Source organism: Sphingomonas sp. PL20 (genome assembly GCF_017875905.1).
GTDB classification, from domain to species: Bacteria; Pseudomonadota; Alphaproteobacteria; order Sphingomonadales; family Sphingomonadaceae; genus Sphingomonas; species Sphingomonas echinoides.
On sequence record NZ_JAGINH010000002.1, the window covers coordinates 1,962,654 to 1,977,364 of the forward strand.

The 14,711-nt window shown below is 64.0% G+C and carries 13 protein-coding genes and 1 tRNA gene; 7 read left to right on the forward strand and 7 right to left on the reverse strand.

Features of this window, described 5'->3' with window-relative positions:
- Positions 1-2 precede the first annotated feature (2 nt).
- Positions 3-407 (reverse strand): hypothetical protein, encoded by a 405-nt coding sequence (locus H4W01_RS09010; RefSeq protein ID WP_209610749.1) that lies wholly within the window; start codon positions 405-407, stop codon positions 3-5.
- Positions 404-2,389, reverse strand: coding sequence for a putative bifunctional diguanylate cyclase/phosphodiesterase (locus tag H4W01_RS09015; protein WP_209610750.1), 1,986 nt, complete (start codon positions 2,387-2,389; stop codon positions 404-406). Before H4W01_RS09015 ends, H4W01_RS09010 begins: the two co-directional genes overlap by 4 nt.
- A gap of 99 nt (positions 2,390-2,488) precedes the next feature.
- Between H4W01_RS09015 and moaA the strand changes: the two genes are divergently transcribed.
- The 3 genes from moaA (at position 2,489) to H4W01_RS09030 (ending at position 5,182) form a co-directional block, all read left to right on the forward strand.
- Positions 2,489-3,496 carry a GTP 3',8-cyclase MoaA gene (gene moaA / locus H4W01_RS09020; protein WP_209610751.1) on the forward strand — a complete coding sequence of 336 codons (1,008 nt, stop codon included), beginning with the start codon at positions 2,489-2,491 and terminating at the stop codon, positions 3,494-3,496.
- Positions 3,493-4,272 (forward strand): NAD kinase, encoded by a 780-nt coding sequence (locus tag H4W01_RS09025; RefSeq protein ID WP_010402837.1) that lies wholly within the window; start codon positions 3,493-3,495, stop codon positions 4,270-4,272. Before moaA ends, H4W01_RS09025 begins: the two co-directional genes overlap by 4 nt.
- A gap of 223 nt (positions 4,273-4,495) precedes the next feature.
- Positions 4,496-5,182, forward strand: coding sequence for a hypothetical protein (locus H4W01_RS09030; protein ID WP_209610752.1), 687 nt, complete (start codon positions 4,496-4,498; stop codon positions 5,180-5,182).
- A gap of 90 nt (positions 5,183-5,272) precedes the next feature.
- On the opposite strand, the gene H4W01_RS09035 is transcribed toward H4W01_RS09030, so the two are convergent.
- Both H4W01_RS09035 and H4W01_RS09040 read right to left on the reverse strand, forming a co-directional pair.
- A tRNA-Asn gene (locus tag H4W01_RS09035) sits at positions 5,273-5,347 on the reverse strand.
- 62 nt (positions 5,348-5,409) lie between these two features.
- On the reverse strand, positions 5,410-5,937 hold the full coding sequence (locus H4W01_RS09040) for a DUF2141 domain-containing protein (protein ID WP_209610753.1): 528 nt from the start codon (positions 5,935-5,937) through the stop codon (positions 5,410-5,412).
- A gap of 371 nt (positions 5,938-6,308) precedes the next feature.
- Between H4W01_RS09040 and H4W01_RS09045 the strand changes: the two genes are divergently transcribed.
- Positions 6,309-6,893, forward strand: a complete 585-nt coding sequence (locus H4W01_RS09045) for a CC0125/CC1285 family lipoprotein (RefSeq protein WP_029622346.1) — start codon at positions 6,309-6,311, stop codon at positions 6,891-6,893.
- Between the two features lie 81 nt (positions 6,894-6,974).
- Here the strand turns inward: H4W01_RS09045 and secA are convergent, their stop codons facing one another.
- A complete protein-coding gene (gene secA, locus H4W01_RS09050; protein ID WP_209610754.1) occupies positions 6,975-9,710 on the reverse strand; it encodes a preprotein translocase subunit SecA in 2,736 nt (911 codons plus the stop codon).
- 102 nt (positions 9,711-9,812) lie between these two features.
- Entirely contained in the window at positions 9,813-10,067 is a 255-nt protein-coding gene (locus H4W01_RS09055) for a hypothetical protein (protein WP_209610755.1), read from the reverse strand.
- Positions 10,068-10,263: 196 nt separating this feature from the next.
- Between H4W01_RS09055 and H4W01_RS09060 the strand changes: the two genes are divergently transcribed.
- The 3 genes from H4W01_RS09060 to H4W01_RS09070 are packed head-to-tail and all read left to right on the forward strand — an operon-like array spanning position 10,264 to position 13,237.
- Positions 10,264-11,355 (forward strand): extracellular catalytic domain type 1 short-chain-length polyhydroxyalkanoate depolymerase, encoded by a 1,092-nt coding sequence (locus tag H4W01_RS09060; protein ID WP_209610756.1) that lies wholly within the window; start codon positions 10,264-10,266, stop codon positions 11,353-11,355.
- Positions 11,356-11,398: 43 nt separating this feature from the next.
- Complete coding sequence (argJ, locus tag H4W01_RS09065; protein WP_209610757.1) at positions 11,399-12,619, forward strand: bifunctional glutamate N-acetyltransferase/amino-acid acetyltransferase ArgJ; 1,221 nt, start codon at positions 11,399-11,401, stop codon at positions 12,617-12,619.
- Between the two features lie 6 nt (positions 12,620-12,625).
- Positions 12,626-13,237, forward strand: coding sequence for a glutathione S-transferase family protein (locus H4W01_RS09070; protein ID WP_209610758.1), 612 nt, complete (start codon positions 12,626-12,628; stop codon positions 13,235-13,237).
- Between the two features lie 1,095 nt (positions 13,238-14,332).
- Here H4W01_RS09070 and trxA read toward each other — a convergent pair.
- Complete coding sequence (gene trxA, locus H4W01_RS09075; RefSeq protein WP_010402847.1) at positions 14,333-14,656, reverse strand: thioredoxin; 324 nt, start codon at positions 14,654-14,656, stop codon at positions 14,333-14,335.
- Positions 14,657-14,711: the final 55 nt, after the last annotated feature.

Sequence of the window (14,711 nt, forward strand, 5' to 3'; positions counted from 1 at the left end):
GGTCAGACGGTCACAGGTTCATCCAGCTTTGCCGATGCGTCATCCATCAACGCATCGGCATCGAATTGCTCGCGAGTCATGGAGAAGCGGCCGGAATAGCCGGCCAGCCGCCACAAGCCCGCGATCTCGGTGCCCGGCGCGTTCACAGTCCCAGAATACTCCACCGAATGTGCCAGCCGCCCGCTGCCGTCATACGTCTTGGTGAACTCGATTTGTCCGCCAGTCCGTGTGCCATCGACAATGGCGCGCAAAAGGCCCGCCTGCTCCCGATCAGGCTCGGTGATCGTACCCGAAACAAGCGACGCGGATTCCTGCAGCGTCGCGATGAAGCTGTTCGGCATGATGCGTCGGTCGGTCGCCGTCCAGCGGCCATACCAAACGCCGGTTACGTCGCGCAGGTCGGTCATCGGCTTGCCATCAAGGCGACGAGCGCCGCCAAGTTAATCGGCTCCGAACACAGGAAGCCCTGGTAGATCTGGCAGCCTTCCTTCGCGAGCGCCTCCAGCTGTGCCTCATTCTCCACCCCCTCCGCGATCACGGTGAGGCCGAGCGAGCGCGCCATATCGATCACCCCGCGCACCACGATCCGGTCGCGCGGGGAGCCGGTAATGTCCTGCGCCAGCTTCTTATCGATCTTCAGATAATCGAGCGGCAAAGCCTTCAAATAAGCGAGGCTCGAATAGCCGGTTCCAAAATCATCGATCGCGATGCGGCATCCCGCCCCGCGCAAAACCGATAGCAGGTTCGACGCGACCCCCAGATCCTCGATCAAGCCGCTCTCGGTGATCTCCAAGGTCAGCCGGGAGCGCGGGAAGCCGCTGCTGTCGACCCGGTCGAGGAACAGATCGGCAAAGCCCGGGCGGGCAATGTCCCCCGCCGTCAGGTTGAGCGACAGGCGCAATCCCGCAAGCGACGCCGGCCAGCCCGCCGCCTGTGCCAGCACCAGCTTCTGGATATGGTCCGACAGCCCGATATCGAGATCGGCCCGTGCGGCGGCGGCGAATAGCGTCTCGGCACCGATGGTGCCCAGCACGCCATGCTCCCACCGCGCGAGCGCCTCGACCCCAACGATCGCGCCGGTTGAGACAGACACTTGCGGCTGGAACAGCACGCTAATCTCGCCGCGGTCCATCGCATGGTTCAGCTCGACCGCGAGCCGGTCGATCGGCTCGCCATCGGTATCGGCATCGGCGACCCGCATCGTCGCACTGTCGGACTCGCGCGCTTCAGCCAGCGCTTCGCTCGCGCGGCGCAGCAGGCTCGCTGCGGAATCCTCCTCGCGCGCCTCGGCCAGGCCGATGCGGCAACCGAGCACCGCGATCGACTCCCCGGTGACAAACGGTCGTGCCAGTTCTGCCGCGATCCGCGCCACCGCCAGATCGATCCGCAAACGCGGCGCGCGGGCCGCGACGACAAAGGTCGCGCCCCCCATGCGCGAGATCAGCGCATCGCGCCCGAGCATTTCGCGCGCGACATCGTCGATCCGCTTCTGCGCGCTGCGCAACAGCGCGTCTCCGGCGGAACGGCCATAAGCGGTATTGACCATCTCGAAGCGGTTAAGCGCCACCAGCATCATATGCAGCGGCTCCTCGCGGGAGTTCTCCAGCTGCCGCGTCAGCCAGCGCCGCGCATGGCTGGCATCGCGGTTGCCAGCCAATGCGTCTCGCATTTCGGCGGCCGGCTCGGGCACACTACCAAGCGGCTCGACCACGGCGTCGATGCGCTGGGTGGTTTGGTCCCACTGCAAATGCTGCACCATTCGGCCGATCCCGTCGGCATCGTGGGCAAAGGCGGTTGCCGGGCGCGCAGGAGACATGCGCCGCAGCGCAGCGACCGCCGCCGCCCGATCGCCTTTATCCAGCCGACGCAGCAGCGCGCGCACGCCAACCGCGCGCTCCAGCCCCAGCAATTCCATGAGGCCAGGGGTCAAGACCAGCGCCTTGCCCGCCAGGTCATACCGCCAGCCCAACGTGGCAAACACCGGTCCCGCCGCCCATTCGCGCGCCAGCCGCTCCGCATGCCGGGCGGCGAAGCGCAGCGCCTGGAGAAACTCCGCTTCACTGAACGGGCTTGCCAGAAAATGCGTCGCCCCCGCCTCGAACAGCGCAGCAATGGTCCCGACCTCACCGCGCGAGACGAGCGCCAGCAAGGCCCCGCCATTGGCTTCGATCGCACCGCTGAGCATGGCAACGGCGCTGAGGCCGTCCTCGGTCGCGCCGCGCGCATCAATAACCGCAACGGCGGCACCGCTGGACAGGAACCGGCGCTCCGCGCCACCGGCCCTTCGCGCCGCAACCACTTGCCATCCCGCCCCCGCCGCCAGGGAAGCAAGCTCATCGCGCTGGCGAAACGACAGGACGAACAGCGGAGCTTGATACGCAGCAATCATGCATTGATCCTAGTGAAGCGCTGCGGAATAAAGAAGAGCGACCTTTACCCCGCGCAATGCCCTTGTTCGCGCGCCCGCGAAGGCTTAGCTCCACAGCAGATGGATGCAGCACTCGCCCCCGCGCCCCGACTGGTCGACCGCCACGGTCGCACGATCAGCTATTTGCGGATTTCGGTGACCGATCGCTGCGATTTGCGATGCCGCTATTGCATGGCGGAGCAAATGACCTTCCTGCCCAAATCGGCGATCCTCAGCCTCGAGGAAATCGCGGTCATTGCCGAGCGTTTCATCGCGCGTGGCATCACCAAGATCCGCCTGACCGGGGGCGAGCCTTTGGTGCGCCGCGATGTCGGCCAGTTGGTGACGCGGCTGGGCCGCCAGATCGGCGCGGGGCTCGATGAACTGACCATGACCACCAACGGCAACGCGCTCGCGCAGCACGCCGCCACGATGGTTGCGGCTGGCATCCGTCGGATCAATGTCAGCCTCGACAGCCTCGACCCCGAGACCTTCCGCTACATCACCCGCCACGGCGATGTTGCACGCGTGATTTCGGGCATCCTCGCCGCACGCGATGCCGGGCTCGCGGTCAAGGTCAACATGGTCGCACTGAAGGGCCTGAACGATGACCAGATCGCGCCAATGCTCGACTGGTGTATCGCCGAACGGCTGGACCTGACCCTGATCGAGACGATGCCGCTCGGCCAGATCGATGAAGATCGCGCCGACCGCTTCGTGCCGCTCACCGCCGTGTTCGACGATCTCGCCGCGCACTTCCCGCTCCAGCGCGATCCGCACCGCAGCGGTGGCCCCGCGCGCTATTGGCGCGTTGGCGATACGGCCACGCGGCTCGGGCTGATCTCGCCGCTCACCGCCAATTTTTGCGATACCTGCAACCGCGTGCGGCTCACCACCGAGGGCGTGCTATACACTTGCCTCGGCCATGATGATCATGTCGATCTCAAGACCATCCTGCGCCAGGACGGGATTGATGGCCTCGACGCCGCGCTCGATGCCGCGCTTGCCAGCAAACCCGCGCGGCATGATTTCGATATCGCTGCGGCCGCCCCTGCCGTCGCGCGGCATATGAGCGTCACCGGCGGATGACCTCGCTGCAGCGCCGCGCACTGGTCGCCTCGCCGACCCCACAGGCGCAAGAGGCGGCGGCCGTCCTTGCCGACGCGCACGATTGGGTGCCGCCCGAGGAGGCCGAACTGATCGTCGCGCTCGGCGGCGATGGCTTCATGCTGCAAACGCTCCACGCGATGCTGGAACGCCGCAAGCCCGTCGTGCCCGTATTCGGCATGAACCTTGGCACGGTCGGCTTTCTGATGAACGAATGGCGTCCGCACGGGCTGGATACGCGGTTGGACCGGACCAAGGCGTTCAAGGTCGTGCCGCTCGCAATGAACGCGACCACCATCGATGGGGAAACGCACGCGCTGCCCGCAATCAATGAAGTGTCGTTGCTGCGTGAGACGCGCCAGACCGCGAAACTGGAAGTGACCGTCAACGATCGTGTCGTGATGCCCGAGCTGGCCTGTGACGGCATCTTGGTCGCCACCCCGGCCGGTTCGACCGCCTATAACCTCTCGGCACAGGGCCCGATCCTGCCGCTCGGTTCCAACATGTTGGCGCTAACCCCGATCAGCCCGTTCCGGCCGCGGCGTTGGCGCGGCGCGATCCTGCCCGACAAGACGCGAATCACCTTGCGCGTGCTCGAACCCGCCAAGCGCCCGGTCAGCGCGGTCGCCGACCAGCGCGAGATTCGCGATGTCGCGGTGGTGGAGATCATGATCGATCGCACGCGCGAACTGACATTGCTGTTCGATCCCGAACACGCCCTCGACGATCGCATCACGATGGAACAGTTCCTCTCCTGACGCGGGGCGGACCCACCACCAGGCAGCAGCATTGCGTCCGACAAACAGCGTCGAAAAATGCCGTGTTTGGTAGCAAAGGCACCAAGCGCGTCAAAACGTCCGGGCCAGAGTGTTCGAGGGGGGGACACCCCGTAAGCTCCGTTTTTGTTTTCCGTAAGCAGCCCTTTATTAAGGCGATTGGTTTAGCGGCGGACTTACAAGTATCGTGGCCGATGAGTAATTTATGGTGCTCTCAAAGTTTTTTGGCAATCGTCGTCGACGAGAAGAGGACCGACCTACCCAAACGGTGATGGCCGGAATCTTTCGCACCGCCGTGGGCGATCTTGGATCGCCGGATTCTATGCCCTTGGCGCTATATTGCGTGTCCGTGATTGCCGGGCACGCCATGCAGCAAGGTGCGCTGGCGGAACGGATTGCTCAGGGGCTCTCACACCAAGCGCCGGATGTCGTTCCCGTAACGTCGTCTGCCGGGCGCACCTATGTCTTTGGCGATTCTGTCGCAGCAGCGCTTCTCCGAAAGGGAGACAAGCCAGGTTTCATCGACTGGATGGCTGTCCACGGAAAGCTCGTCGCCGATGATCAACGTCTTTCGACCTGGTTCGGAAAATCCGCAGCTACGGTTGGCGGCGAAGACTATGGTCGGCCAAGCCCTCCCTTAGATCGCTTCGGCTGGCCGACGATCGTCGATGTGATGGCTAACGCCGACGCTGTAGTGGCGTATCTCCGAAGCGGCGGATTAGTGCCCGGTCAGTTTGGAGATATTCTGACCAACGCCGCCCGGGTCGCGCTCCTTCGCGCCGCCGACCACCGACAGCTTGGCTCACTTGCAGACTTCGCAGTCCTGGCGATCGAGGCCGCGATAGCAGGCTCGCATATGGTACCCGTGCGGGGTGCTGTTAGCGCAACCTGATATTCTAGCCCGTCCTGCGGGCGGCATAACCAGGTGAGTTTGATCGGCTCAGTGGCGCTTGGCGTGCTTGCCGCCGGATACCGCAAAAAATGGCTCCCTGAGTAGGATTCGAACCTACGGCCGCTCGATTAACAGTCGAGAGCTCTACCGCTGAGCTATCAGGGAACACTGCGGAGGCGGGCCTATAGCAGCGAGATTCGCAGACGCGCAAGGCCCGTTTTCAGCTTTTATCGCGATGGGCCAAAACCACCGAGGCCATGGAGATATTGGGTCTTGATATCGACCACGGCGACACCGCTACCCACATCGATCGCGGCATCCTCCACACGCGGGCGCGCGCGACCGATCCTGGCGTTGCTGCGCAACCCGACACCGTCTTTCCAGAAATCGAATTTGTCCTGCGCGCGCCGCGAATGCAGGAACAGCACTGCGTAGCGGCCAGGGTGCGGCACGCGGATGCACAACGACACTGGCCCTGCACTCGGCGCATCGATCGTCACGCGCCGGAACGTCTTGCCCTCGGCCAGCAGATCCATGTCGGGGCGCATGAAATCCTTGTCGTTGGCGGGATAGAGTTCCAGCCGGAGCAGGCCAGTGCGGTCTTTCAAGTCCGAAACGTTGACTTGAATGGCGGGTCCGCGTCCCGAAGCGCAGTGGCTGGCGTCCGCCCCCATCACGCCGCCCGCGAGAGCCGCGCCGGGGCACGCCGCGAGCGCGACCAGCGCTAGAGAGAATGCCGATAACATCACTTTCATGATCGGTCCTGAAATCGCTCGGCCACGCAGGCCCGTTACGAAACGACACCACCGAACCCATGACCTGCGGCGAATCGCGCCTGGTGCGGCATGGTTAAAACGGTCGTATCATTCGAACGACGCCGTCCACCGGCGGAAACCACCTCAGCCGCCTTGGCCAGTGCGACGGAACGTTCCGTTATGAGGTCGAACGGAAACGCGCTCCTTTCGTCGTGCGTCAGTCTCCGTTCAGCTACAACGGTTTATGCGATTCGCGACCAGTGCGATTGTCCGGAGCCTTGCCACGGGTGGATCGTTCTGCGCTTCATGGCCTTGGCTTCGCGGCAGGGTCGGCATATCAGCCGGTCGCCGTCGCGTTTTTGGAGATCGACATGCCGCTACCTTCTTCTGCCTTACGCAAAACCCTCGCGGTAGCGCTCGGTGCCGTTACGCTGTTGACGTCGGCGTGCGCGACCGAATCGACCTATCGCCCCGCGACCGGCCATGGCTTTGAACGCTCGGGCTATAGCGATCGCCAGATCGAGGATAACCGCTTCCAGGTTAGCTTCTCGGGCAACAGCTATACCTCGCGTGACACCGTCGAGAAGTATCTGCTGTACCGCGCCGCCGAGCTGACGGTGCAGCGCGGCTATGACTATTTCATCTTTGCCGACCGCGATGTCGATCATCGCTCGCGCGTCTATTCCACGCCCAGCGTCGGCGGCGGTTATGGCTTTGGCGGCTATTGGGGCCCGAGCTGGCGCTACCGGGGTCGCGGCTTTGGCTGGCGCACCTGGGACCCGTTCTTTGGTGACCCCTTCTTCGATCGTGGCGTCGATATCGATACGATCGACAAATATGAGGCCAATGCCGAAATCATCGTCGGCAAGGGCCCCAAGCCGCGCGACAACATCAAGGCGTTCGATGCCCGCGACGTGATTCACAACCTCGGGCCGAGCATCGTCACCCCCAAATAAGCGCCCACGAAAAAGGCCCCCTTCCGGTCACGGAAGGGGGCCTTTTTTTGTGCCTGGGATCAGCGCCGTGCGGCGGTCACATCACACCGCGCCGTGGCAATGCTTGTACTTGCGGCCGGAACCGCACGGGCACGGGGCATTGCGGCTGACCTTGCCTTCCCATTCCGAGGGATCCTGCCCGAAATCGCTGCCATCGGGCAGTGGGATCGAGAGCGGTGCCAGGCGGGTGGTGATGTGGCCGCTGGTGCCGCCATCCTGGTCCATCGTGTCGTCCTCGCCCGTGAACGGGTCAAAATGCGAGGTGATGAAATCGGGCAGCGTCGGCAATTGCGGCGCTTCCTGGATCTGGAACTGCGCAAAGGCGATCGTGCGCGTCACATCCTCGCGAATGTTGGCGAGCATCCGCTCGAACAGCGAGAAGGCTTCCTGCTTATATTCGTTGATCGGCGTCTTCTGCGCATAAGCGCGCAAGTGGACGACCTGCCGCAACGCGTCCAGCGTCGACAGATGCTCTTTCCAGTGATGGTCGAGATTTTGCAGCAGGATCGACTTCTCGACCCGCACCCAGGTTTCCGGATCGAGCGAGGCGGCTTTCTCCGCAATCGCCTCGTCGGCCATCGTCTGCACGCGGCTTTCGATGATCTCGGGGTCGATCGCTTCCTCTTCCAGCCACGCCTCGATCTGAGGTTCGAGGTTGAGCGTCTCGGCCAGGGCGGCCTTCATGCCGGCAATATCCCACTGCTCGGGATAGGTGCCCGGAGGACACGCGCCGCCAACGATCGTGTTGACCGTCTCCGCGCGCATATCCGCGACCACGTCGCCCACCGTGTCGGCATCCATGATGTCGGCGCGCTGTTCGTAAATGACCTTGCGCTGATCGTTCATCACGTCGTCATATTCGACGACTTGCTTGCGGATGTCGTAGTTGCGCGCCTCGACCTTCTTCTGCGCGGTCTCGATCGCCTTGGACAGCCATTTGCTGCCGATCGCCTCACCATCGCCGATGTTGGAGCGCATCATCTTCGCGAACAGCGTGTCCGGCCCGAAGATCCTCAGCAGATCGTCGTCGAGGCTCAAATAGAAGCGGCTGAGGCCGGGGTCACCCTGACGGCCCGAGCGACCACGTAGCTGGTTATCGATACGGCGGCTCTCATGCCGCTCGGTGCCGAGCACGAACAGCCCGCCCGCCGCCAGCACATTGGCCTTTTCATTCTCGATCTCGGCCTTGATCCGCTCGATCGCGGCATCGCGCTCGGGGCCTTCCTCGAGATCGGTCAGCTCGTCATTGATGCGGAATTCGAGATTACCGCCCAGCTGAATGTCGGTGCCGCGCCCGGCCATGTTGGTCGCGATGGTGACCGCGCTCTTGCGGCCCGCCTGCGCGACGATATGCGCTTCCTGCTCATGGAAGCGCGCGTTGAGCACCTTATGCGCGACGCCTTCCTGGACCAGGAAGTCGCTGAGCAACTCCGACTTTTCGATCGACACCGTGCCAACCAGCACCGGCTGGCCGAGATCGGCGTGATGCTTGATCTTCTTGGCGATCGCGCGGAACTTGTCGGCGGTGTCCTTGTAGAATTCGTCTTCCTCGTCGATCCGCTTGACCGGCACGTTGGTCGGGATGGTAACGACGTTCATCTTGTAAATGTCGTAAAATTCCGCCGCCTCGGTCGCTGCCGTGCCGGTCATACCGGCCAGCTTGGGGTACATGCGGAAATAGTTCTGGAAGGTGATCGACGCCATCGTCTGGTTCTCGGGCTCGATCTCGACGCCCTCCTTGGCCTCGATCGCCTGATGCAGACCGTCCGACCAGCGGCGGCCATCCATCATACGGCCGGTGAATTCGTCGATGATGACGACCTTGCCGTCCTTGACGATATAATCGGTGTCGGCCTTGAACATCATGTTCGCGCGCAGCGCCTGGTTGGTGTGGTGCACCACCTGCGTGTTCTCGAAATCATAGAGGTTCGCGCCCTCGAGCAACCCGGCATCCTCGAGCATCCGCTCGACCTTCTCGGTACCGTCCTCGGTCAGGATGATCGACTTCTGCTTTTCGTCTTTCTCATAATCCTCGGGCGCGAGCTGCTTCACGACCAGGTCGACCGAGCGGTACAGGTCAGACTTGTCGTCGGTCGGCCCGGAGATGATCAGCGGGGTACGCGCTTCGTCGATCAGCACCGAATCGACTTCGTCGACGATCGCCATCGCGAACGGGCGCTGCACCATCGATTCGCGATCATACTTCATATTGTCGCGCAGATAATCGAAGCCGAACTCGTTATTGGTGCCGTAGGTGATGTCGGCGGCATAGGCCTGGCGGCGCTGTTCGTCGGACAAGTTCGGCACGATTACGCCCACCGTCATGCCGAGGAAATTATACACCTGCGCCATCCAGCCCGCGTCGCGCGCCGCCAGATAGTCGTTGACGGTGATAACGTGTACGCCCTTGCCGGGCAGCGCGTTGAGATAGGTGGCGAGCGTCGCGACGAGCGTCTTGCCCTCGCCCGTGCGCATCTCGGCGATTTCGCCGCGGTGGAGCACGATGCCGCCGATCATCTGCACATCATAATGCCGCTGGCCGAGCGCGCGCTTGGCCGCTTCACGCACGGTGGCGAAGGCCTCGGGCAGCAAATCGTCGAGCTTCTCGCCCGCCGCGAGGCGTTCGCGGAATTTGGCGGTCTGGCCCGACAATTGTTCGTCCGACATGGCCGAGATAGCGGGTTCGAAGCCGTTGATCTTGGCGACGATCGCGCCGAGCGATTTGACGTACCGGTCGTTGGACGATCCGAACAGGGATTTGGCAAGGCCGCCGAGCATGGAGAATTCCTGATAAGAAACGCATCTGCCGCAGGATGCGCGGCGACGCTGAAGGTCGATGGAAAAATCGGTTCCGCACACGCGGCGGACCGCGTCAGAACGCTATTCGCGACGCCGCGTTGCGTAGAGCGGGCTTGCGGGTGCCAGCGCAAACGCTGCCAGATCGGGCGCACGACACAGCGCCACCAGCGCGGCCATCACATTGCTTGGCCGCAATACGCTGGAGCGCGTTGGCGCGATTCGCGCCGCAGCCTGCATCACCGCCGCCGCCTGATGCAGCTGTACCCCAGGCACGCGCGTCCCCGTCGCCCCGGTCAGGGCGCTGAGCAAGGCGGAGAGGATCAGCAGCAGTTCCAAGGTCGCACGTCACCCGTCGGTGGAACGCAGCCGCTTAAGGCCATTTCCGCCGGGCGTCCAGCACCGCGCGCCAAAAGCCGAATGGTTGCAATATAGCGGCGAGCCCCCATTTCATTGTGCATCGCAGCATAAACTGCGGTACACTCCCTCATGAAAGAAACCGCGTCCCACGTAATGGGCCGGATAGAGACGTCGCATGCCTGGTTTATCCGAAACGCTGTCCCGGCTCGCCGCCGCGCGCGCCAACGCCACCCAAATGCCGATCCCCGACTCGGACCGGCTGGCGGACATTGCGAGCTTCGGCAGCGACCCCGGCAATTTGCGCGCCCGCCATTATATTCCGGCCGGATTCAAGGCCGGGGCACCGCTGGTGGTGGTGCTCCACGGCTGCACCCAGAATGCGGCGGGTTACGATCACGGCTCGGGCTGGTCGGCGCTGGCTGACCGCTACGGCTTTGCCTTGCTCTATCCCGAACAGCGCCCGGCCAATAACCCCAACCGCTGTTTCAACTGGTTCGCCGCCGACGATATCACGCGTGACCAGGGCGAGGCGCTTTCGATCCGTCAGATGATCGCGCACATGATTTCCGACTATCATATCGATCCGACGCGGGTGTTCGTGAACGGGCTGTCGGCCGGGGGCGCGATGACGATGGTCATGCTGGCCACCTATCCCGAGCTGTTTGCCGGTGGCGCGGTCATCGCTGGCCTCCCTTATGGTACGGCCACCTCGGTTGGTGCGGCGTTGCAGCGGATGCGCGGCAGCGGCCTGCCCGACGCCCCCGCCCTCGCCGAACTGGTGCGCGACGCCGCCCCGACCCCGCTGCGCTGGCCGCGTCTGTCGGTATGGCATGGCACCAGCGACCAGACCGTCGCGCCCGACAATATGGAAGCGATCATCGCGCAATGGGCGGCGCTTCAGGGCCTCTCCGTCGAGGCTGCCCAACACGACCGAGTGGATCAGCAGGCGCGTCGGCGCTGGATCGGGCCGCGCGGAACGGTGCAGATCGAAGCCTATAGCATCGCCGGGCTCGGCCATGGCACGCCGATCGATCCGGTCGGCGACGGAGCCTGCGGCACGGCGATGCCGTTCATGCTTCCGGCGGAAATCTGTTCCACCCGCCACATCGCGGCATCCTGGGGTATTGCCGACACTGCCCGCGCAAAACCCGCCCCGCGCCGGGCCGCGCCGCCTCCGCCACCGCGCGCAACCGCCCGCCCGGTCGCGCAGGGTGGTGTCGCGAAAGTGATCAGCGACGCCTTGCGCGCGGCCGGTCTGATGCGCTGATTCGGCAGCTTGTCTCGCCCGTGCTGCGGGGTATGACGGCGGCATGACCCGCTCCCCGCTCGCTCGCCCGTTCCCCAACCTGCCGTCGATTGCCGGGGTCACGCCGCACGTCGCGCGCGCGCACTATAAGACGTGGGATCGCTGCGACCTGACCTTCATCACGCTCGATCCCGGCACCGTGGTCGCGGGCGTGCTGACCCAGAGCAAATGCCCCTCGCCCGAGGTCGAATGGTGCCGCGCCGCGCTCCCGCTCGGCCAGGCGCGCGCGATGGTGGTCAATGCCGGCAACGCCAACGCCTTTACCGGCCAGCGCGGCCGCGCCGCGGTCGAGGCGATCGCCGCCCGCGCCGCCGGGCATCTGGGATGCCAGCCCTCCGACATCTTCGTCGCCTCGACCGGCGTGATCGGCGTGCCGCTGCCGATCGACAAGGCCGAGGCCGGGCTCGACGCCGCCTTCGCCGCCGAACCCTGCACCTGGGAAGACGCCGCCAACACCATCGGCACCACCGACACCTTCGCCAAGGGGGCTGTCACCACCGCCGTGGTCGATGGCCGCACCGTCACGCTGGTCGGCATCATCAAGGGCTCGGGCATGATCGCGCCCGACATGGCGACGATGCTCGGCTTCCTGTTCACCGATGCCGCCGTCTCCCCCGCTTTCCTGCAACGTGCGCTGAGCGACGCCAACCGCGCCAGCTTCTCGTGCATCACGGTGGATAGCGACACCTCGACCAGCGACAGCGTGCTTGCCTTCGCCACGGGCACAGCGGGCAACGCGCCGCTGACCAGCGACGAGGACGCCGGAGCCGACGCCTTCCGCGCCGCGCTCGCCGATCTCTGCCTGCAGCTCGCGCATCTGGTGGTGCGTGACGGCGAAGGCGCATCCAAATTCATCGAAATCGCCGTCACCGGTGCCGAGAGCGACGCCAGCGCCCACAGAGTCGCGCTCAGCATCGCCAACTCGCCCCTGGTGAAAACCGCCATCGCGGGCGAAGACGCCAATTGGGGCCGCGTGGTGATGGCGGTCGGCAAGGCCGGCGAACCCGCCGAGCGCGACCTGCTCAGCATCCGCTTCGGCGACACCCAAGTCGCCACCGGTGGCCTCGCCGTCACCGGCTATGACGAAGCCCCGGTCGCTGCCCACCTCAAAGGGCAGGAGATCGAGATCGGTGTCGATCTCGGCCTGGGCGAGGGCAAGGCGACGGTTTGGACCTGCGACCTCACCCACGGCTACATCTCGATCAACGCCGATTACCGGAGCTGACCGCCCATGCTCACCATCTGGGGACGGCTCAATTCGCACAATGTGAAGAAGGTCGCGTGGTTCGCGGAAGAACTGGGCCTCGCTTATGTCCGCCATGACGTTGGCGGGCAGTTCGGCATGAGCGACGCCTATCTCGCGCTCAACCCAAACGCTCTGATCCCGACGATCGAGGAGGACGGCTTCGTGCTGTGGGAATCGAACGCGATCCTGCGCTATCTGGCGGCGCGCCACGGCGGCACGCGCTGGTGGCCCGAAGACCCCGCGCAGCGCGCCCAGGCCGATCGCTGGATGGACTGGCAGTTCGACTATGCCGACGCGCAGCGCGGGGCCTTTCTCCACCTCATCCGCCGCCCGCTGGCGGAACGCGACACCGCCGTGATCGCGGCGTCAGCGGCGGCCTGTGCCGCCAAGATGCAGATCCTCGATCACGCACTGGCGCAGACGCCGTGGTTGTCGGGTACCGCGTTCGGCATTGGCGATATCCCGATGGGCACCTACGCCCATAGCTGGTTCACCCTCGACATCGCGCGCCCATCGCTCCCGCATGTCGAGGCATGGTATGCCCGGCTGACCGAACGCCCAGGCTATGCCGCGCAGGTGATGATCCCGCTGACTTGATCGGGGGCGGTGGCGCGGTACGCCTCGGAAAATCGCGGTCCCGCGCCACCGCAGGCCAACCCACCCCCAACCCCTCCCTTTCAGGGAGGGGAGGTAGAAGGAAAAGGCCGCGTCTCCCCTCCCTGAAAGGGAGGGGCCGGGGGTGGGTCGCTCTCCGTATCGTGAAACGGCCCGGCAACGCAGAACGCCATATCCCTCTCCCCAAGGGAGAGGCATATCCTGTCGTGAACGGATATATGCAAAGGACCGCTGGCGCCCACTAGCGAACGTTATGGCCCGCCGAACATAGGCCACTCTTTGGGGTTCCATCCCTCGCTACAGTGGGAGTATTTCGCTTTGCACATTGGAGCGCTGTCCATGATCGAACGGACCTCACTAACCCGTTGGCACGACGCTGCTGGAGATACTTCAAGGACAATCTGCGGCACCGGATTTAAACCGCTGGCTTCCACCATATAAGAATGCAGTTTCTTGTTTGAGATCGCGGTCTTGTTCCAGATGACGGTCCCGTCCGATGTCAGGAAAACTGACATCAGCGGTACGAGATGACCCACTCCATCTTTTTCTGTTTTCCAGTTAGACAAAGGAACGGCACATGCTGCGGCGTAGGTTCTCGGGGGCCTTTCGCACCCCGAAAATGTAGTTCCAATGATTAAGAGGATGATCAGACTGCGCATCATGGCTGCATGATGGTGCCGAGATGTGGTTTGGGCAATGCCAGCTTCTCACCACTTTCCCCGCTCCCAGTGGCGATCAACGTTAGATTAAGGCGGTCCGTCGGCTCCCGCCCACTTTCGGACATGCGAAATAAGTTTATGGTCGATCTATGGAGCCGAGGAAACATCGCCCTTTGCGGTTCAATCATCCCGGTGACTGGTTCGTGGAAGGGCGGGGAAAACCGTATTTCCCAGCCACATGGGAGGGCTGGGTCATATTCCTCGGTATATTGCTTGGCCCGTTCATCGCCGCCGCGTTTAGTTTAGGCGGCTGACGACCGCTTTCCACCACTTTCCACCCGTCCGAACCACCCGCGCTTCATGCCGCGCAGGGTATAGGTCCACTCACCCACCCCCCACGCGGCACCACCCGGCAATCTCAGCCCAGCGCACCTTCCAGCCACGCCTTCAACCGACCCTTCGGCTCAGCCCCCACCTTGGTCGCGGCGGGGACGCCGTCCTTGAACAGGATCATCGTCGGAATACCGCGCACGCCATATTTGCCCGGCGCGTCGGGGTTTTCATCGATGTTGAGCTTGGCGATCGTCACTTGCTCGCCCAACTCCTCCGAAATCTCTTCGAGGCTCGGCCCGATCATCTTGCACGGGCCGCACCATTCCGCCCAGAAATCGACCAACACCGGGCCGCTCGCATTGGTGACGTCGGCGGCCCAGCTGGCGTCGGTGATCTTCTTGGTAGCCATGGTAAATCTCCTGATGTTGCTGCGAAGGTAGGGTGTCGGGCGCGTCCACTCAAGC